Raw genomic sequence first — 18,505 nt, 5'->3', positions numbered from 1 at the left:
AGGCTAGGCGTTCCGCGCGGGGAATGACACGGGGACGTCACCGGTTGAGGAACGCGGACCCGCAAGGAGGGGAGCCCCTGATGAACTGGCTGTTCGGTTCCGCACTCAAGACCACCATGGTCACCCCGGAGCGCGCCCTGCGGGGCCGCGACGCGTACGGCTACCACGTCCCGACCACCCACACCGTGCTCGGCACCCCGATCCAGGGCCCATGGCCCGAGGGCACCCGGACCCTCGTCGTCGGCCTGGGCTGCTTCTGGGGCGCGGAGCGGGTGTTCTGGCAGCTGCCCGGTGTCGTCAGCACGGCGGTCGGCTACCAGGGCGGCTTCACGCCCTACCCCACCTACGAGGAGGTGTGCACCGGCCTGACCGGGCACGCCGAGGTGGTGCTGGTCGCCTACGACCCGACGGTGATCTCCGACGCCGACCTGCTGCGCGCCTTCTGGGAGGGCCACGACCCGACGCAGGGCTTCCGGCAGGGCAATGACGCCGGGACCCAGTACCGGTCGACCGTCTACACCACCACCCCCGAGCAGGCCGCTGCCGCGGAGGAGACCCGCGCGGCATTCCAGGACCGGCTGACCCGGTCCGGCTTCGGGGAGATCACCACCGAGATCCGCACCGCCGAAGAGGCGGGCCCGTTCTTCTACGCCGAGGACTACCACCAGCAGTACCTGGACAAGAACCCGAACGGGTACTGCGGTCTGGGCGGCACCGGGGTGTCCTGCCCTCGACCGGTGGACGGGGTCGCGTCGGCCTGAGGTCACCGGCCGGCCGAACGTCCCGGCGACGAGGCCATGCGCCGGACTACGGTCCGGCACATGGCCGATCAGCACCGCGACGCCCTGCGGGGGCTCGCCGATCAGGAGGTCCCGGCCTATCTCCGTGCGCACTCCGGGCTGCCCGGTCCGCGCAGCGATCTGGCGCTCCTGGGTGCCCTGGTCGAGCACGCCGGCCCCGCGCTGACGCTGCGCCTGGTGCACGACCCGGACGAGTACCTGCGCAGCTGTGGCACCGCGGCCCTCGGCCGGCTGCTGGCCGCCGACCCGGGCGCCGTCGACCTGCTGCACGAGCGGGCGCGTGACGGCCTCTGGCGGGTGCGGGAGGCCGCGGCGATGGCGCTGCAACGTCTCGGCGACGACCACCCCGCGCGGTTGCGCGCCACGGCCCTGCTGTGGGCGACGGACCCCGATCCTCTGGTGATCCGGGCCGCCGTCGCCGGGATCTGCGAGCCCCGGCTGCTCCGGGACCCCGCGACCGCTCTGGCCGCGCTGGACGTCTGCGGGCTGGCCACCGACCGGCTGCGCGCCCTCGCGCCCGGTCCGCGCCGGCAGCCGGACGTCCGGACGCTGCGCCAGGGGCTGGGCTACTGCTGGAGCGTGGCTGTGGCGGGGGCGCCGGAGCCGGGAGTGCCGCGATTCCTGGCCCTGGCGGCGGTGGACGACCCGGACGTGCGGTGGATCGTCCGGGAGAACCGGAAGAAGGCGCGGCTGCGCCGGGTGCTGCCGGACTGAGCCGGGCCGGCCCCGCCCGCGTCCGTGCCGATCGGGGTCCTCACCCGCAGGACGACGACGGGGCGCCGGGACCCGTGGTCCCGACGCCCCGTGCCGTGTGCTCAGGCGTTCGCGAACGCCGCCAGACCCAGCTGGACGGCGCGGTCGAACAGCTGCTCGCGCTCGGCGGCGGAGAGCTCCTCGGCGCGGAACATCAGGTCGGAGATCGAGCAGATGGCCAGGGCCTTCTTGCCCTCGCGGTCGGCGACGCCGTACAGACCGGCGGCCTCCATCTCCACCCCGAGGGTGCCGTGCGCGACCAGGCCGGCGCGCAGCTCCGGCTCGTTGTTGTAGAACGAGTCGGAGCTGAAGATCGCACCGGCGTAGACCGCACCGGTGCCCTCCGCCGTCGTGGCCGCGGCGTAGGCGGCCGACGCCAGGCCGAAGTCCGGGGCGGCCGAGTAGTTCGCCCCGGGCACCAGCCGACGCAGCACGTCGGAGTCGGTGTGCGCGGCGGTGCCGATCACCACGTCGCCCACGTTGAGGAACGGCGCCATGCCGCCGGCGGTGCCGATCCGGATGATCCGCTCCACCCCGAAGAACCGGTACAGCTCGGTGGCGTAGATCGTGATGGAGGGGATGCCCATGCCGGAGCCCATCACCGAGACCGGACGGCCCCGGTAGGTGCCGGTGTAGCCGAGCATGCCGCGGACCTCGGTGACCAGGCGGGCGTCCTCCAGGACGGTCTCCGCGATCCGCTTGGCGCGGCGCGGGTCGCCCGGCATCAGGACGTCGGGGGCGAAGTCGCCGTTCTCGGCGGCGATGTGCGGGGTAGCCATCTGCGCGAGCGTCCGATCAGTGGGTGGAGACGATGTCGACCACGAACACCAGGGTGTCGCCGCCCCGGATGCCGGCCTGCGGGACGCCACGGTCGCCGTAGCCCAGGTGCGGCGGGATCGACAGCAGCAGGCGGGAGCCGATCGGCTGGCCGACCAGGCCCTCGTCCCAGCCGCCGATGACCGCGCCGACGCCGATCGGGAAGCTGATCGAGGAGCCGCGGTCGTAGGAGTTGTCGAAGACGTTCCCGTTCCAGCTCTGGCCGAGGTAGTGCACCTCGATCTCGTCCCCGGCCTCGACCAGGGAGCCGGTGCCGGGCTCGAGCACCAGGACCTCCAGCTCGGCGGGGGCGTCGCCCGCGGGGAAGGTCAGGGTCGGCTTCTCGCCGAAGGAACCGGTGGCCTGGGGCAGCGTGGCGGACATGGGGGTGCTCCTCGGGATCGGATGCGCGCGGTCTCCCCCATCCTGCCTGGTTCGTGCACCCACGAGCGAACGCATGGTCCCGCGGGGGCGGGACGGGTTACCGTCGCCGCAGCCGACGAGGGCGAACGAGAGGGCGAGCGATGACGCTGACCACCTGGGCCGGGAACCTGACCTACCACCACGATCGACTGCACCGGCCGTCCACCGTCGACGAGCTCCAGGAGCTGGTGGCGCGGAGCCGGCGGATCCGCGCGCTCGGCACCCGGCACAGCTTCAACCACCTCGCGGACACCGAGCACGACCTGGTGCAGCTGCACGGGCTCCCGGCCGAGGTCGTCATCGACCCCGACGCCCGCACCGCGACGGTCTCCGCCGGGGCGCGCTACGGGACGGTGGCCGAGGAGCTGCACCGACAGGGCTGGGCGCTGCACAACCTGGCGTCGCTGCCGCACATCAGCGTCGGCGGCGCGGTGTCCACCGGCACCCACGGGTCGGGCTCGGCCAACCTGTCGTCGGCGGTGGCCGGCCTGGACCTGGTCGCGGCCGACGGCGGGCTGCGGTCCCTGCGGCGCGGCGACGACGAGCTGGCGGGCTCGGTGGTCGGGCTCGGGGCGCTGGGCGTGGTGGCCAGGGTGGTGCTGGACATCGAGCCGACCTACGACGTCGCGCAGGAGGTGCACCTCGACCTGCCCTGGGAGGCGGTGCTGTCCGACCTGGACGCGGTGACCGGGTCGGCGGACTCGGTCAGCCTGTTCACCGACTGGACCGGACCGGCGGTGCAGCAGGTCTGGCGCAAGACCCGGCTGCCGCGTGGCGGCACCTACCGGCCGCGCGCCGACCTCTTCGGTGCCCGACCCGCGCCCGGACCGGTGCACCCGCTACCCGGCATCGACCCGGTGAACTGCACCGAGCAGCTCGGCGTCCCGGGCCCCTGGCACGACCGGCTGCCGCACTTCCGGCTGGCCTTCACCCCGTCCAACGGCGACGAGCTGCAGTCCGAGTACCTGGTGCCCCGGGAGCACGCCGTGGCGGCGATCGAGGAGATGCGGTCGCTCGGGTCGCTGGTCGCCCCGTTGCTCCAGGTCTCCGAGGTGCGCACCGTCTCCGCCGACGACTTGTGGCTGAGCAGCGCGTACGGCGGCGACCGGGTCGGTCTGCACCTGACCTGGCAGTCCCGGCAGCCCGAGGTGGAGTCGGTGCTGCCCGCGATCGAGGCCGCGCTGTACCCGCTGGGCGCGCGCCCGCACTGGGGGAAGCTGTTCCACGCCGTCGACGGGGCGGCGAGCTGGGAGCGCTGGCGTGACTTCCAGGACCTGGTCCAGCGGTCGGACCCGGACCGGAAGTTCGGGAACCGGTTCCTTGAGGAGGCCGGGGTGTACCACCGAGCGGCTCGGTGACACCGCGCGACCACCGACGACCGGGAGCCGGCCGCGGGCGAGCGCTGCCGTCCGGCGCCTGACGGGTGCGCTCAGCGGGTGAGGAACGCCAGCAGGTCGTGCCGGGTGAGCACGCCGACCGGCTGACCGCCCTCGACCACCATCAGCGCGTCGTCGTCCTGCAGCGCCTTCTGCGCGGACTCCACCGTCTCGCCCGCACCGATCAGCGGCAGCGGCGCGGCCATGTGCCGGTCCACCCGGTCGGAGAGCTGGGCGTTACCGGCGAACACCGCGTCCAGCAGCTCGCGCTCGGAGACCGCACCGGCCACCTCGCCGATCTTGACCGGCGGTTCGGCGCCGACGACCGGCATCTGCGAGACGCCGAACTCGTGCAGGATCTCGATCGCGTCCCGGACGGTCTCGGTCGGGTGGGTGTGCACCAGCGAGGGCAGCGACCCGTCCTTGGTCCGCAGCACGTCGCCGACCGTCGACCCCTCGCCGCCGGGCAGGAAGCCGTAGGACCGCATCCAGGAGTCGTTGAAGATCTTGGCCAGGTAGCCACGGCCCCCGTCGGGCAGCAGCACCACGATCACCGCCCGGGCGGCGGCCTCGGGATCCTCGTCCTCCAGCCGGCGTGCCAGACGGAGCGCGCCCTCCACGGCCATCCCGCAGGAGCCGCCGACCAGCAGCGCCTCCTCACGGGCCAGCCGCCGGGTCATGGTGAACGAGTCGGTGTCCGAGACCGCGATGATCTCGTCCGGGACGGTCGGGTCGTAGGTGGTCGGCCAGAAGTCCTCACCGACCCCCTCGACCAGGTACGGACGCCCGTCGCCACCGGAGTACACCGAGCCGAGCGGGTCGATGCCGACCACCCGGACCGGGCCGGTCTCGCGCTCGGCGGACACGTCGTGCAGGTAGCGGCCGGTGCCGGTGATCGTGCCGCCGGTGCCGACCCCCGCGACGAAGTGCGTCACGGTGCCGTCGGTGTCGGCCCAGATCTCCGGGCCGGTGCTGGCGTAGTGACTGGCCGGGCCGTTCTGGTTCGCGTACTGGTTCGGCTTCCAGGCACCCTCGATCTCGGTGACCAGGCGGTCCGAGACCGAGTAGTAGGAGTCGGGGTGGTCCGGCGCGACCGCGGTCGGGGTGATGACCACCTCGGCGCCGTAGGCCCGCAGCACGTCGATCTTGTCCTTGCCGACCTTGTCCGGGCAGACGAACACGCAGCGGTAGCCCTTGCGCTGGGCCAGCAGCGCCAGACCCACGCCGGTGTTGCCGCTGGTCGGCTCGACGATGGTGCCCCCGGGGCGCAGCTCGCCGGACTCCTCGGCCGCCTCGATCATCCGCTCGGCGATCCGGTCCTTCGCGGAACCGCCCGGGTTGAAGTACTCGACCTTGGCCAGGATCGTCGCCGACAGGCCCGCGGTCACGGTGTTCAGCTTGACCAGCGGGGTGCTGCCGACCAGGTCGGAGATGTGCTCGGCGTACTTCACCGCGGGAGCTCCTGTCGCAGAGGGGGACAAGGGTGGTGGCGGGCATACCACGACCCCGGCGCCCAGCGTAGGCCGGGGCCGGGGTCGTGGGTGCCCGGGTCAGTCGCGGCCTTGCAGGATCGCGAGGATCCGCAGGATCTCCAGGTACAGCCAGACCAGGGTAACGATCAGGCCGAACGCGGCCGACCAGGCGAACTTCGCCGGGGCGCCGCCCTCGACGCCGCGCTTGATCGAGTCGAAGTCCATGATCAGCGTCGCCGCGGCCAGGCCGACCGCGACCAGGCCGACCAGCACCCCGATCCAGCCGCCGCGCAGCGGGCCGAAGTCGCCCGGCATGAAGAAGGACAGCACCAGGTTCAGCACGCTGAACGCCAGGTATCCCACCAGGGCGATCATCAGCCAGCGGGTGAACTTGGGCGTCACCCGGACCTTGCCGGACTTGAACAGGAACAGCGCCGCGCCGAAGGTGGCCATCGTGCCGACGACCGCCTGCAGCACGATCGGCTGCGCGTTCTGCTGGTCGATGTAGTAGTTCTGGAAGAAGTAGCTGATCCCGCCCAGGAACACGCCCTCGGCCACCGTGTACGCGATGATCAGCGCCGGGCTGGGGCTCTTCTTGAACGAGTTGACCAGACCGAGCACCAGACCGACCACCGCACCGATGAACATCAGCGCGGGCATCTGCGGGGTGAGGTACCAGGATCCCGCGGCCACGACCACCAGCAGGGCCAGCAGCCCGCCGGTCTTCACGATCACGTCGTCGTAGGTCATCCGCCCGGTGTCCCGGGTGGTGGCCGCCGGGGCGCCGTACATCTGGTCGAGCTGGGCCGCGTCCACCGTCGACGCCGTCGCGGACCGCTGGGGCTGACCGGTGTAGTAGCCCTCCAGGTAGCCGGGCTGCTGGGGCTGGCCCGCACGGGCCTGGCCGCCGCGCTTGCCCTGGGCGCGAGGGTCGCCGAAGACGGCGCTGTTGCTGAACACCGGGTTGCTCATGAGTCCTCCGGGTCGGTTCGGGTGTCGGACCGGCTGATGGGTCTTCAGCCTAGAACGCGCACGGGCATCGCACAGTTCCCGCGCGCGCCTGACCTGCGCACGTCATCCTTGAGAGGTAGTCCCTCCGTCGTCGGGCGTAGCCGTCGGAGGTCGCAAGATCCGCCGTCCGACCGTTCCGGCGCCCCCGCCCCCGGGCCTAGTTTCGTTCTGTCGCCATCACCGACCTGTGCGAGGACATCATGATCGAGGCCCACGGCCTGACGAAGAGATACGGCGCGAAGACCGCCGTCAACGGCATCAGCTTCACCGTCCAGCCGGGCAAGGTGACCGGATTCCTCGGCCCGAACGGTGCCGGGAAGTCGACCACCATGCGGATGATCATGGGACTGGACAGCCCCAGCGCGGGCACCGTCACCGTGAACGGCAAGCCCTACGCCCAGCTGCGCTCCCCCCTGACCGAGGTCGGCGCACTGCTCGAGGCGAAGGCGGTCCACCAGGGTCGTTCCGCCACCAACCACCTGCGGGCGCTGGGCGCCACGCACGGCATCGGCAAGAAGCGCGTGGCCGAGGTGATCGAGATGACCGGCCTCGGGCAGGTCGCCGGCAAGCGGGTCGGCGGGTTCTCGCTCGGGATGGGCCAGCGGCTCGGCATCGCGGCCGCCATGCTCGGCGACCCGCGCACCCTGATCCTGGACGAGCCGGTCAACGGCCTCGACCCGGAGGGCGTGCTCTGGGTCCGCAACCTGGTCAAGCACCTGGCCGGTGAGGGGCGGACGGTGTTCCTGTCCTCCCACCTGATGAGCGAGATGGCCCTGACCGCCGACCACATCCTGGTGATCGGCCGCGGCTCGATCATCGCGGACGCGCCGGTGGCCGACATCGTCGCCGGCGCCTCCGGGCAGTCGGTCCGGGTGCGCAGCCCGCAGGCCACCCGGCTGGTCGAGCTGCTCGCCGGACCGGAGGTCACCGTGACCTCGCTGGAGGCCGGACTGATCGAGGTGACCGGCACCAGCGCGCAGGCGGTCGGTGAGCTGGCCGCGCAGAACGCCCTCGTGCTGCACGAGCTGACCCCGGTGCAGGCGTCGCTGGAGTCCGCCTACATGTCGCTGACCGCCGACGCGGTCGAGTACCACTCCACCACCGGCGAGCAGCCGCAGAACCGTGAGGAGACCCGGCGATGAGCGCCACGACCGCACCCGCCCCGACCCGGTCCCGGGTCGGACAGCCGACGGTGACCTTCCCGAAGCTGGTCCGCTCGGAGTGGATCAAGCTGTGGACGCTGCGCTCGACCTGGTGGGTCGTCGCGATCACCGTGGTCGCCCAGGCCGGTTTCACCTGGATGGGCACCTACTTCACGCTGCAGAACATCGACCCGGCCGAGATCGGGCTGTCGCCCGACCAGGTGGGGCCGAACTTCCTGCAGGCCGGGATCATGATCGGCCAGCTGGTCATCTCGGTGCTGGCGGTGCTCGCGATCACCGGTGAGTACTCGACCGGGTCGATCCGCTCCACCTTCGCCGCGGCCCCGCGGCGGATCGGCGCGGTGCTGGCCAAGGGCGTCGTCGTCCTGGTCGTCGCGTTCATCACCGGTGCGCTGGCCACCCTGCTGTCGTGGGCGCTGATCACCCCGTCGCTCGGCTCCGAGTACGGCATCGACCTGTCGGACGAGATCCACCGCCGGGTGCTGATCGCGATGCCGCTGTACCTGATGGGCGTGGCGTTGTTCGCCTTCGCGATCGGTGCGCTGCTGCGGGTCTCCGCCGCGGCGCTCGCCACGGTGTTCGGTGTGTTCCTGGTGGTCGAGACGCTGTTCGGCGCCTTCCCGAACATCCGCTGGATGGCCGAGGTCAGCCCGTTCCTGCCGTCGAGCGCCGGGTCGCGGGTGCTGTCGACCTCCACCGAGTCGATCGACGCGCTGCGGGCCGCCAGCGACGTGACGGTCCTGACGCCGTGGCAGGGCTACGGGGTGCTGATCGCGTGGGGCGTGGTGCTGCTGGGCATCGCCCTGGTGCTGCTCCGCAAGCGCGACGCCTGAGCCATCGGCGATGACGACCACCACGACGCCCGTCCCCGAGCCCACCGGCTCCGGGGCGGGCGTCGTGGCGTCCCCGGGCGCGGACTTCACCGAGTTCGACGCCCGGCGGATGAACCGGCTGCGGCGGTTCTTCGCCCGGAGACCGCGCGCCTCGGACGTGCTGGTCTGCGTGATCGTGCTGATCGACACCGGCACCACCGTGGCCTTCGACTCCGACGGGCTGGCGGTGTGGCGGATCGCGGTGGCCGGGTTGCTCGGTCTCGCCGCGATCGGGACGCTGTGGTTCCGCCGGCGGTCCCCGGTGGTGGTGCTGGGTCTGCTGGCCATCCTGGCGGCGGGCAACGTGGCGGTCACCGGGCGGATCGGCGGTTTCGCGCTGGCGATCGGCTTCGGCGTCTACGCCGTCGCCGCGAGCCGGACCGCGCGGATGACCTGGTGGATCGTCGGAGGCGCGCTGCTGCTCGCCGGCCTCACCCTGGTCGCGGCGGACGGGAGCGCGGTCACCGGGCAGCACACCGACGGCGCGATCACGTTCGGCGCCTCCCAGGACCTGCGGGTCGACGCCACGACCGACATCTCGAACCTGGTGTTCACCAGCCTGATCGCCCTGGTGATCGGCACCAGTGTGAGCAGTCGGCGCACCCACGTGAACGGGCTGCTCGCCCGGCACCGGGAGCTGATGGCGGCCGGTGAGCAGCAGGCCACCCTCGCCGCCGCCACCGAGAAGACCCGGATCGCCCGGGAGATGCACGACGTGGTCGCGCACGGCCTGACCGTGATGGTGGCGCTGTCCGACGGCGCCCGGACCGCCATGCGCCGCTCGCCCGAGGACGCCGACCGGGCGCTGGAGCTGCTGTCCGAGACCGGGCGCACCGCGCTGACCGACATGCGCCGGATGCTGGGAGTGCTGCGCGGCAGCGACGCGCCGCTGGAACCGCAGCCCCAGGACCTGGACGAGCTGGTGCAGTCGTTCCGGATGGCCGGGATGACCGTGCACCTGACCACCTCCGGCCCGGCGCTGCCCGAGGACCCGACCCTGGCCCTGACCGTCTACCGGGTGGTCCAGGAGTCGCTGACCAACGCGCTGCGGCACGCCGGGACGCACACCCGCGCCGAGGTGATCGTGGCGCGCACCCGGCAGGAGGTGCTGATCGAGGTCACCGACTCCGGCCCGGTCGGCCTGCCCGGCGAGCCGCTGATGACGCCCCGCTCCGAGCGCCTGCGCGCCCGGCTCTCCGGGGACGACGCCGTGCTGCCGGTCCCGCCCCGGCCCGGTCGTGGGCTGGTCGGCATGCGCGAGCGCGCCGCGGTCTACGGTGGCACCGTCTCCGCCGGGCCGCACCAGAACGGCTGGCGGGTGCAGGTGCTGGTGCAGATCGACGATGCCGAGGAGGACCGGTGAGCGCGATCCGCGTGCTGCTGGTGGACGACCAGCCGCTGCTGCGGATGGGCTTCACGCTGGTGCTGCAGGACGAGGACGACCTGGACGTGGTCGGCGAGGCCTCCGACGGCGCGGAGGCCGTGGCCCAGGTCGCCGCCCTGCGCCCCGACGTGGTGCTGATGGACGTCCGGATGCCCGGGACCAACGGCATCGAGGCGACCCGGCAGATCGTGGCCTCCGGCGCCGACGCGCGGGTGCTGATCCTCACCACCTTCGACCTGGACGAGTACGCGTTCGCCGCCCTGCGCGAGGGGGCGAGCGGCTTCCTGCTCAAGGACGCCCGGCCGGGTGATCTGATCGCGGCGATCCGGTCGGTGGCCAGCGGGGACGCGGTGATCTCACCCCGGGTGACCCGGCGGATGCTGGAGCTGTTCTCCGGGGAGATGCCCGGGGTGGGACAGACCGCCCCGGCCGTCGCCGACCCGAAGCTGGAGTCCCTGACCGCCCGCGAGCGGGAGGTGCTGCTCGCGGTGGCCGAGGGCCTGTCCAACGCCGAGGTCGCCGAACGGCTGTTCCTGTCCGAGGCGACGGTGAAGACGCACGTCGGGCGGATCCTGACCAAGCTCGAGGTGCGGGACCGGGTGCAGGCGGTGGTGCTGGCGTACCGGTCGGGGCTGATCGAGGGCTGAGGCTCAGACCTCCCCGAGCGCCTCCTCCGGCGTCAGCTCCGCGGTGCGGGCGGCGGCGTCCGCCTCCCGGCGCGCCCACGGCAGCGACTCCCCCACCGCGTGCGCCATCCCGTGGCCCTTCCAGACGAACGCGACCACGCCGATCACCAGCACCCCGGCGCCCACCCAGAACGGCAGCACGTCGCTGACCGGGTGCAGCAGGCCGGCGATCACCGGTGCGGGGGCGGCGAGGCCCCAGCGGACCAGGTTGAACGCGGCGGTCGTGGTCCGGCGCTCCTGGCCGCCGATGCCCAGTGCCAGGTCGGTCAGGTTCGCGTTGGCGATGCCCATGCAGACCCCGGCGAGCACCAGCACGACGATCGACTCCGCGGTGCCGACCGAGGTGGCCAGCAGCACCAGGGCGACCAGCAGCCCGCCGAGGGCGGTGCCGACGGTGGCGACCGCGCCGATCCGGTGCGCGAGCCGGTGTCCGATCACCAGGATGCCGAGCGCCAGGCCGATGCCCCAGGCGGTGAACACCAGGCCGAGCGGGATCACGCCCAGGCCGAGGAACACCGGGGTGTAGCCGAGCACCACGAAGAACACGAAGTTGTAGGCACCGGTGACCACGCACAGGGTGCGGAACGCCGGGCGGCGGAACGGGGTCATCACGTCCCGCAGGGTCAGTGCGCCGGGCGCCTCCGCCGGGTCCTTCAGCCGGGTGATCGACACCGCGAGCGCCACGATCATGAACAGCCCGCAGGCCGCGAACGGGATCCGCCAGGAGATCCGGCCGAGTAGACCGCCGAGCAGCGGGCCGACCGCGAAGCCGAGGCCCACGCAGGTCTCGAACAGCTCGACCACCCACTCGCGGTCCTGGGCGAGGGCGACCAGCAGCACCATGGCGGTGGCGAAGAACATCGCGTTGCCCAGACCCCAGAGCCCGCGCAGTACGGACAGCTCCAGGATGTTGCCGGAGAGCGCGGCCAGGATCGCCGCGACCGCGACCACGGTCACGCCCGTGGCGAGGATCTTGCGGTAGCCGAACTTCCCGGTGGCGATCACGGCGGGGATCATGCCGACCGCCATCACCAGCAGGTATGCGGTGAACAGCAGCTCGATCTGCCAGGTGGAGGCGCCGATCTCCTGACCGATGACGGGCAGGATCGGGTCCACGATGGCGATGCCGGCGATGGCGAAGAAGGCGGTCAGCGCCGTGGCGTAGATCGCCGTCTTGTTCGGTTCGGGATGACGGCTGGGCACAGCTCTCCTCGGAAACGCGACGGTGGGATTACCTGCATCATACAGCTGTTATGCCAGGATCGCGTGTCAGACTTGGCCCGACAGGGGCCCGAAGCCGCCACGAGGGAGATCATGTCGCCGACCGAGGACGCCGTCAGCACCGTCGAGGCCGAGGTCGCCATGCTGCTGAGACTGGCCGAACGCAGCCGCCGGTCGTCGCCCCGCCGACTCCACGAGCTCGACCGCTCCGCCTACCTGGTCCTGGGCGTGCTGACCGCCGACGGGCCGTGCAGCGTGAACTCCATCGCGGACGCCCTCCGGCTCGACCCCTCCACCGTCACCCGTCAGGTACTGGCGATGGAGCGCGCCGGGCACGTGTCCCGCAGCGCCGACGACGCCGACCGCCGGGTCACCGTGGTCTCCGCCACCGACGCGGGGCGCGACGCCCTGGCCCGGACCCGGGAGATCCGCGGCGGCATCTACCGGGAGGTGCTCGCCGGGTGGACCGATGCCGAGCGGAGCACCCTCGCAGCCGCCCTGCACCGGCTCAACGCCGACCTCGACGACTGGGGCCGTGCCCACGCCGGCTGATCCCGGTCCGGATACGCATCCACACCCGCATCCGCATCCGCACCCGCATCCGCATCCGCATCCGCCGAGAGTGCACGAATGCCGGCCTCCCGGGCGCTGAGGTCGGCATGCGTGCACTCTCGACCCGCCGGGTCCGGGTGCGCGAGGTCACAGGGGCGCAGTCGGGTAAGGGTGACCTAAGGTGGACCGGCGGCCGGGACGGCCGTGACCACCGAGGGAAGGGAAGCGTGGATGAGCGCGCCCACGCAGCAGAGCACCGGACACCGGGGCGGACCCCGTGGCCCGCGACCGGGGATGCCCGCGACCGTGCTGACCAGCGAACGCCTGACCCCGGAGATGGTCCGCCTGACGCTCGGCGGTGAGCCGCTGCCCACGCACTACCGGCCGGACCCGCACGCGGACTCCTACGTGAAGCTGCTGTTCGTGCCCGGGTCGACCGACCGCACCGGTGCCGAGCTGCTGTCCGCGTGGACCCAGCCGGACGGACGGATCGACCTGGACGCGGCCCGCGAGGCGCTCCCGGCCGAGCAGCAGCCGCGGATGCGGACGTACACCGTGCGTGACTGGGACGGCACCCGGATGGTCGTCGACCTGGTGGTGCACGGCACCGAGGGTCTCGCCGGACCCTGGGCGGACGTCGCCGCCCCTGGTGACGTGGTGATCGTGGTCGGCCCGGGCGGCGGCTACTCCCCCGACCCCGACGCGGACCACCACCTGCTCGCCGGGGACGCCAGCGCGCTGCCCGCCATCGCGGTCGCGTTGGAGCGACTGCCCGAGGACGCCCGCGGCGACGCCGTGATCGAGGTTCCCGGCCCGGCCGAGGCCCAGTCCCTGACCGCTCCCGCCGGGGTCCGGCTCCACTGGGTGACCGGGGAGCCCGGCGCGCCGGGTGCGTCCCTGATCCGCACGGTGCGCGACCTGGTCTGGCCGGAGGGCCGGGTGCAGGGCTTCGTGCACGGCGAGGCCGGAGCGGTCCGCGAACTGCGCCGCTACCTGCGCGTCGACCGGGCCGTGCCGATCGCGGATCTGTCCATCTCCGGCTACTGGCGACTCGGCGGCGACGACGAGGCCTGGCGCGCGGGCAAGCGCGAATGGCTGCGCGCCATCGAGGAGGCCGAGGCCGAAGCCGGTCTCTGACGCCCGCTCCCGGGCCGCCACTCGTCGAGAAGCCAATTCGCGTCGGACAAACCGCCCGCCGAGCGACAGCACGTGGCTTCTCGACGACGGTGGCCGTCGCGATGGCGGCGGGTGGCGAGGGGCGAGGGTCAGGAGGTGGCGGTCAGGGGGCGGTGCGCCAGGGCGAGGCCGGGTCGGTGTCGCGGGGGTCCGCGACCACGCGCACCGCGTAGGTCGGGATCGCGCCCGGCACGGTGCCGAGGTACTCGTGGCCGGTCATGTGACACCACACCGGCAGGTCGATCGGGGCCACCGGGTCGACCGTGCTCAGATGCACCACGTCGCCGGCGGGCAGGTCGGCCACCCGGGCGCGCAGCAGGATCAGGAGCCTGGCGCAGCCGAGGTCGCCGCCGTCCAGCCGATGGGTGGTCACCGCGTGAGGGTATCCGTCCGCGGTGACCACCCGGCGGCTCAGGCCCGGGCCAGCAGCACCTCGTGCACCGCCGACAGCACCGCCTCCGGCAGGTCCAGCGCCGCCAGATGGGCGAGCCGGACGTGCAGCGGTCGGTCGGCGACGGCGACCCGGTAGGCCTGGGTCTTCAGGTCGTAGCCGATCCGGGCGACGTCGAGCACCCGGAACAGGGTGGTGTCGACGTCGGGGGCGGTCAGCGCGACCCGGGTGCCGGTGCAGAGCTCCAGCACCGCGGCGGCCGGGACGTCGCGGACGGTCAGGCGCGGTCGACCGGACTCGTCGTGGTCGCGTTCGACCGGGACGGGGACACCGTCCGTCCGGGCCCAGTGCTGGACGGCCGCTGCGTCGACCACGGCGTCACCCTCGGCCGTCCGGCCGACCGGACCCGCCGGACGCGCCGAACGCGCCGAGCTCGACGGACCCGCCGGACCCGCCGGACCCGCCGGACCCGCCGCGTGCAGCGTGAGCGTCCAGTCCCGGCGCGCGGGCAGCAGACCGACCTCGCCGGAGGCACGCACGGTCAGGGTCCCGGTGGCGTCCGACCAGGTCAGCGACGTCCGGGCGACCGCACCGTCCGGCTCGCCGTCGTCCTCGACCAGGACGAACCGGCCGTCCGCACCGGGCACCACGTGCAGGTCCAGGCCGACCGGTGCCACCGGGTCGTTCGCCGGGAGGTCGGCGGCGTCCAGCGGCACGATCGCCCCGGGCGCGGCCAGCACCGGCAGGGTGTCCAGGTCGCGGTGCAGGTCGAGCAGGCGTCCGCCGTCGTAGACCCGGTCGGTGAACAGGTCGACCCAGGTGCCCTCCGGCAGCCAGCTGCGCACCGCTGCGGTCCGGGTCACCGGGTCGGCGGGCCGGGTGATCGCGGCGACCAGCAGCTCGGTGCCGAACAGGTACTGGTGCCGGGCGGAGTAGGCCTCGTCCACCTCCGGCCAGCGGTGGTAGAGCGGGCGGACCAGGGACTCGGCGTGCTCGGCGGCGCGGTGGTTCATGGTGTGCAGGTAGGGCACCAGACGGTGCCGCAGCCGCAGGAACCGGGTCTGCACCCGCTCGGCGACCTCGTCGAAGGACCAGGGCTCCTTGCTGGTGAACGGGTTGTCCGAGGAGTGCAGTCGCATGATCGGGGAGAACACCCCGAACTGGACCCAGCGGGTGGCCAGCTCGTCGTCCTTGGTCCCGCCCATGTGACCGCCGATGTCGTGGCTCCACCAGCCGTAGCCGATGTTCGCCGCGGTGGCGGTGAACTCCGGCTGGAAGTCCAGGGAGGCCCAGCTGATCGTGGCGTCGCCGCTGAAGCCGACCGGGTAGCGGTGGCTGCCGGGCCCGGCGTAGCGGGAGAAGGTCAGCCGCCCGTTGTCCAGGAAGTGGAAGTGGTTGAGCATCCAGAGCGGGTCGATGCCGGCGACCCGGCTGTGCGGTCCGGACTGCCAGTCGACCCACCAGAAGTCGACGCCGTCGGACTCCAGCCCGCGGTGCAGCACGTCGAAGTAGGCGGCGAGGAACTCCCGGTCGGTGACGTCGAAGGCCACCGGGTCGCCGTCCGGCTCACGGCCGAGGGCGGCGCACATCGCGGCGTAGGCGTCCTCGTGCGCGCGGACCCCGTCGGCGGGGTGCACGTTCAGCGTGACCCGCAGGCCGTGTGCGTGCAGCCAGTCCAGCAGCGCGCCGGGGTCCGGGAACAGATCACGGTTCCAGCTGTAGCCGGTCCACCCGGAGCCGAGCGCGGGGTCGACTTCGGTGACGTGCCAGTCCATGTCGATCACCGAGACCGAGAACGGCAGCCCCGCGGCGGCGAACCGCTCCATCAGTGCGCGGTAGCCGTCCGCGGTGTACCGGTGGAACCGGCTCCACCAGTTGCCCAGCGCCCAGCGCGGCAGCAGCGGGGCCGGACCGGAGACCGCGTGGAAGGCCCGCAACGCGGCGGCGTAGTCGTGGCCGTAGCCGAAGACGTACAGATCCGCGCGGGAGCCGTCCCGGGGGGCGACCCAGCCGTCGTCGGTGAAGACCATCGAGGACGAGTCGTCCAGCACGGCGTAGCCCTGGCGGGAGATCACGCCCCCGTCCACCGGCACGGCACCGTCGGCGAAGTCCAGGGTGCGGGCGGTGCCGCCCAGGCCGTCGGCGGGCTCGCCGTAGCGCCAGACCGAGTGGTACGCGCTCAGCCCGCCGAGGACCTCGACCTGAAGGCCGGCGGTGCTGAACGGTCCGCGGTCGTAGGTCAGGCGCAGGCGGCTGGTCACGACCTCCAGCACCGCGCCGCGGTCGATCACCCGGAAGTCCGGCACCGGCAGTTCGCGGTGCTGGGCGAAGGTGCTGGGCCGGTCCTCGAACACCCCGTCGCCCGCGTACTCCAGGCGCAGCAGCCCGTCGGTGAGCACGGTGATCCGGAACCGGTCGCCCTGGATCGTGGCCCGGGGGTCGGCCACGGACTCGACAGCGAGCGCGGTCATCCCTTCACCGCCCCGCCCATCCCGGCCCCGCGCAGGAACATGCGCTGGAACACCAGGAAGATCAGCACTGGGATCAGCGTCGAGATCGCCAGGGCGGCCAGGAACACGTCCAGCTCGATGTAGTCGGCCAGCGCGGGCAGTCGCACGCTCAGCGGCTGCCTCGTCGGGTCGGGGAGCACCAGCATGGGCCACAGGAAGTCCTTCCAGGCGGCGATCACCGCGAACACCGAGACCACGCCCAGGATGGGCCTGCTCATCGGCAGGACGATCGACCAGAACAGCCGGAACGGGCCGGCGCCGTCGACCCGGGCGGCCTCGAAGACCTCCCGGGGCAGATTGTCGAAGAAGCGCTTGACCAGCACCAGGTTGAAGGCGGAGGCACCCGCGGGCAGCCACACCGCCCAGAACGAGTTCAGCAGCGAGCGGCCGAGCAGCGGCGGGTCGAGGATCGTGAGGTAGAGCGGGACCAGGAGCACCACGGCGGGGACGAACAGCGTCGCCATCACCAGTGCGTTGATCACGGCTCCGTAGCGCGGGCGGAGCACGGACAGCGCGTAGCCGCCGGTGGTGGCGACCAGGAGCTGCATGAACCAGGACCCGGCGGCGATCACCACCGTGTTGCCGAAGTACCGGCTGATCTCGACCCGGGTCCAGGCGGTCGCCAGGTTGGCCCAGTCCGCGCCGTGCGGGAAGAAGGCCAGGGGCTCGCGCAGGGTGTCCTGGGTGGGGGTGATCGCGGCCTTGGCCAGCCAGAGTAGCGGCGCCAGCCCGATCACCAGCAGGGCGATCAGCAGGACGAACTGCACCACGGTCATCCCGCGGCGGACCGCCGGTCGGCGCCAGTCGGCCTGGGACAGGATCCCCCGGTCGTCGGGGTCGGCGGGCCGCGGGCGGCGGGTCCGGGTCAGGACGCCGGCCTCGGCGGAGGTGGGACCGGTGCTCCAGCGGCTCATGACGCGCTCCAGGATCGGGTCAGGCGCAGGTACACCGCGGACATCACCGCGAGGAAGGCCGCCAGCATCAGGCTGAGGGCGGTCGCCGCGCCGTAGTCGCCGCCCAGGCTGTTGCCGAAGGCGTAGCGGTAGATCAGCAGCAGCACGGTCAGCGTCGAGTTGGCCGGACCGCCGTCGGTGAACAGGAACGGCTCGAGGAAGACCTGCGCGGTGCCGATCACCTGCAGGATCAGGGTGATCAGCAGGATGCCGCGCAGCTGCGGCAGGGTGATGTGCCAGATCTTGCGCCAGAGTCCGGCCCCGTCGACCTCGACCGCGTCGTAGAGCTCGGTCGGCACCCCGGTCAGCGCGGCCAGGTAGATGATCACCGTGCCGCCGGCCGCGGCCCAGGTCGCCTCCAGCACCAGCGAGGGCATGGCCCAGCCCGCGTCCTGCAACCAGGGGAACGGCCCGAGGCCGACCCAGCCGAGGATGGTGTTGAACACCCCGGTCGGTGAGGCGTCGTAGAACACCTTCCACAGCAGCACCGCGACCACCGGCGGGATCACCACGGGCAGGTAGGCCAGCGCGGAGAACAGCCCCTTCATCCGCTTGACCTCGCTCATCGCCACCGCCGCGATCAGCGGGATCGGGTAGCCGAACAGCAGCGCCAGCACCGCGAACCAGGCCGTGTTCCTGATCGCGGTCCACAGCAGCGGGTCGTCCAGCACGTGCCGGAAGTTCTCCAGCCCGACGAAGGTCGGCGCGGTGACCAGGTTGGTCTGCTGCAGGCTCATCACCACCGACCGGCCGATCGGGAACCAGCTGAAGAAGCCGAAGACGATCACCAGCGGCAGCAGGAACACCAGGGTGCTCAGACCCCCGCGGCGCACCCAGGTCACCGGGGAGCGGCGACGACGGGGCGGTGGCGGGGTCTCGTCGGTGGGGGCGCGGTGCTCCGCGCGGGTCAGGGTGGTCACGGGTGGTCCTTTCGACCGGGTCCCGG

Annotated in this window: 18 protein-coding genes; 9 read left to right on the top strand and 9 right to left on the bottom strand. The window is 72.5% G+C overall.

Annotated elements, in window-relative coordinates:
- Positions 1-80: 80 nt before the first annotated feature.
- Together msrA and OGL89_RS01335 are read left to right on the top strand one after the other, a co-directional pair.
- Positions 81-761: a peptide-methionine (S)-S-oxide reductase MsrA gene (msrA, locus tag OGL89_RS01340; protein WP_263118040.1), complete on the top strand. Its 681-nt coding sequence runs from the start codon at positions 81-83 to the stop codon at positions 759-761.
- Positions 762-821: 60 nt separating this feature from the next.
- Complete coding sequence (locus tag OGL89_RS01335) at positions 822-1,514, top strand: HEAT repeat domain-containing protein (protein ID WP_263118039.1); 693 nt, start codon at positions 822-824, stop codon at positions 1,512-1,514.
- A gap of 101 nt (positions 1,515-1,615) precedes the next feature.
- On the opposite strand, the gene deoD is transcribed toward OGL89_RS01335, so the two are convergent.
- Together deoD and OGL89_RS01325 are read right to left on the bottom strand one after the other, a co-directional pair.
- Positions 1,616-2,332, bottom strand: coding sequence for a purine-nucleoside phosphorylase (deoD, locus tag OGL89_RS01330; RefSeq protein WP_263118038.1), 717 nt, complete (start codon positions 2,330-2,332; stop codon positions 1,616-1,618).
- 16 nt (positions 2,333-2,348) lie between these two features.
- On the bottom strand, positions 2,349-2,753 hold the full coding sequence (locus OGL89_RS01325) for an FKBP-type peptidyl-prolyl cis-trans isomerase (protein ID WP_263118037.1): 405 nt from the start codon (positions 2,751-2,753) through the stop codon (positions 2,349-2,351).
- Between the two features lie 140 nt (positions 2,754-2,893).
- Here OGL89_RS01325 and OGL89_RS01320 point away from each other — a divergent pair, with 140 nt between their 5' ends.
- Positions 2,894-4,150, top strand: coding sequence for an FAD-binding protein (locus OGL89_RS01320; protein ID WP_263118036.1), 1,257 nt, complete (start codon positions 2,894-2,896; stop codon positions 4,148-4,150).
- Positions 4,151-4,221: 71 nt separating this feature from the next.
- Here OGL89_RS01320 and OGL89_RS01315 read toward each other — a convergent pair whose 3' ends face one another.
- A complete protein-coding gene (locus OGL89_RS01315) occupies positions 4,222-5,619 on the bottom strand; it encodes a cystathionine beta-synthase (protein ID WP_263118035.1) in 1,398 nt (465 codons plus the stop codon).
- Positions 5,620-5,718: 99 nt separating this feature from the next.
- Positions 5,719-6,612 (bottom strand): Bax inhibitor-1/YccA family protein, encoded by an 894-nt coding sequence (locus OGL89_RS01310; RefSeq protein WP_263118034.1) that lies wholly within the window; start codon positions 6,610-6,612, stop codon positions 5,719-5,721.
- 239 nt (positions 6,613-6,851) lie between these two features.
- Between OGL89_RS01310 and OGL89_RS01305 the strand changes: the two genes are divergently transcribed.
- From OGL89_RS01305 to OGL89_RS01290, 4 genes are read left to right on the top strand one after another with little or no spacing between them, the layout of a single operon-like run.
- Entirely contained in the window at positions 6,852-7,793 is a 942-nt protein-coding gene (locus tag OGL89_RS01305; protein ID WP_263118033.1) for an ATP-binding cassette domain-containing protein, read from the top strand.
- Positions 7,790-8,647, top strand: a complete 858-nt coding sequence (locus OGL89_RS01300) for an ABC transporter permease (protein ID WP_263118032.1) — start codon at positions 7,790-7,792, stop codon at positions 8,645-8,647. The genes OGL89_RS01305 and OGL89_RS01300 overlap by 4 nt, the downstream gene beginning before the upstream one ends.
- 10 nt (positions 8,648-8,657) lie before the next feature.
- Positions 8,658-10,049: a histidine kinase gene (locus OGL89_RS01295; protein ID WP_263118030.1), complete on the top strand. Its 1,392-nt coding sequence runs from the start codon at positions 8,658-8,660 to the stop codon at positions 10,047-10,049.
- Positions 10,046-10,717 (top strand): response regulator transcription factor, encoded by a 672-nt coding sequence (locus tag OGL89_RS01290; RefSeq protein WP_263118029.1) that lies wholly within the window; start codon positions 10,046-10,048, stop codon positions 10,715-10,717. Before OGL89_RS01295 ends, OGL89_RS01290 begins: the two co-directional genes overlap by 4 nt.
- Positions 10,718-10,720: 3 nt before the next feature.
- Here the strand turns inward: OGL89_RS01290 and OGL89_RS01285 are convergent, their stop codons facing one another.
- Positions 10,721-11,959 (bottom strand): MFS transporter, encoded by a 1,239-nt coding sequence (locus tag OGL89_RS01285; protein WP_263118028.1) that lies wholly within the window; start codon positions 11,957-11,959, stop codon positions 10,721-10,723.
- 111 nt (positions 11,960-12,070) lie between these two features.
- Here OGL89_RS01285 and OGL89_RS01280 point away from each other — a divergent pair, with 111 nt between their 5' ends.
- Positions 12,071-12,529, top strand: a complete 459-nt coding sequence (locus tag OGL89_RS01280; RefSeq protein ID WP_263118027.1) for a MarR family transcriptional regulator — start codon at positions 12,071-12,073, stop codon at positions 12,527-12,529.
- Between the two features lie 231 nt (positions 12,530-12,760).
- Positions 12,761-13,666: a siderophore-interacting protein gene (locus OGL89_RS01275; protein WP_263118026.1), complete on the top strand. Its 906-nt coding sequence runs from the start codon at positions 12,761-12,763 to the stop codon at positions 13,664-13,666.
- 142 nt (positions 13,667-13,808) lie between these two features.
- Here the strand turns inward: OGL89_RS01275 and OGL89_RS01270 are convergent, their stop codons facing one another.
- From OGL89_RS01270 to OGL89_RS01255, 4 genes are read right to left on the bottom strand one after another with little or no spacing between them, the layout of a single operon-like run.
- Positions 13,809-14,078, bottom strand: coding sequence for a sulfurtransferase TusA family protein (locus OGL89_RS01270; protein WP_263118024.1), 270 nt, complete (start codon positions 14,076-14,078; stop codon positions 13,809-13,811).
- Between the two features lie 38 nt (positions 14,079-14,116).
- A complete protein-coding gene (locus OGL89_RS01265; protein WP_263118023.1) occupies positions 14,117-16,567 on the bottom strand; it encodes a TIM-barrel domain-containing protein in 2,451 nt (816 codons plus the stop codon).
- Entirely contained in the window at positions 16,564-17,520 is a 957-nt protein-coding gene (locus OGL89_RS01260; protein ID WP_263118022.1) for a carbohydrate ABC transporter permease, read from the bottom strand. The genes OGL89_RS01265 and OGL89_RS01260 overlap by 4 nt, the downstream gene beginning before the upstream one ends.
- Complete coding sequence (locus OGL89_RS01255; RefSeq protein WP_263118021.1) at positions 17,517-18,479, bottom strand: sugar ABC transporter permease; 963 nt, start codon at positions 18,477-18,479, stop codon at positions 17,517-17,519. The genes OGL89_RS01260 and OGL89_RS01255 overlap by 4 nt, the downstream gene beginning before the upstream one ends.
- Between the last annotated feature and the right edge of the window lie 26 nt (positions 18,480-18,505).

It is taken from the genome of Cellulomonas sp. RIT-PI-Y (assembly GCF_025642745.1).
GTDB lineage: Bacteria > Actinomycetota > Actinomycetes > Actinomycetales > Cellulomonadaceae > Cellulomonas.
This window is presented reverse-complemented; position numbering and strand designations above follow the sequence as displayed.

Excerpts from the sequence above, each read along its gene's own strand:
- OGL89_RS01310 (WP_263118034.1), bottom strand. The coding sequence starts at position 6,612 with ATGAGCAACCCGGTGTTCAGCAACAGCGCCGTCTTCGGCGACCCTCGC.
- OGL89_RS01305 (WP_263118033.1), top strand. The coding sequence starts at position 6,852 with ATGATCGAGGCCCACGGCCTGACGAAGAGATACGGCGCGAAGACCGCC.
- OGL89_RS01280 (WP_263118027.1), top strand. The coding sequence starts at position 12,071 with ATGTCGCCGACCGAGGACGCCGTCAGCACCGTCGAGGCCGAGGTCGCC.
- OGL89_RS01275 (WP_263118026.1), top strand. The coding sequence starts at position 12,761 with ATGAGCGCGCCCACGCAGCAGAGCACCGGACACCGGGGCGGACCCCGT.
- OGL89_RS01325 (WP_263118037.1), bottom strand. The coding sequence starts at position 2,753 with ATGTCCGCCACGCTGCCCCAGGCCACCGGTTCCTTCGGCGAGAAGCCG.
- OGL89_RS01260 (WP_263118022.1), bottom strand. The coding sequence starts at position 17,520 with ATGAGCCGCTGGAGCACCGGTCCCACCTCCGCCGAGGCCGGCGTCCTG.
- OGL89_RS01300 (WP_263118032.1), top strand. The coding sequence starts at position 7,790 with ATGAGCGCCACGACCGCACCCGCCCCGACCCGGTCCCGGGTCGGACAG.
- OGL89_RS01320 (WP_263118036.1), top strand. The coding sequence starts at position 2,894 with ATGACGCTGACCACCTGGGCCGGGAACCTGACCTACCACCACGATCGA.
- deoD (WP_263118038.1), bottom strand. The coding sequence starts at position 2,332 with ATGGCTACCCCGCACATCGCCGCCGAGAACGGCGACTTCGCCCCCGAC.
- OGL89_RS01295 (WP_263118030.1), top strand. The coding sequence starts at position 8,658 with ATGACGACCACCACGACGCCCGTCCCCGAGCCCACCGGCTCCGGGGCG.
- msrA (WP_263118040.1), top strand. The coding sequence starts at position 81 with ATGAACTGGCTGTTCGGTTCCGCACTCAAGACCACCATGGTCACCCCG.
- OGL89_RS01265 (WP_263118023.1), bottom strand. The coding sequence starts at position 16,567 with ATGACCGCGCTCGCTGTCGAGTCCGTGGCCGACCCCCGGGCCACGATC.
- OGL89_RS01335 (WP_263118039.1), top strand. The coding sequence starts at position 822 with ATGGCCGATCAGCACCGCGACGCCCTGCGGGGGCTCGCCGATCAGGAG.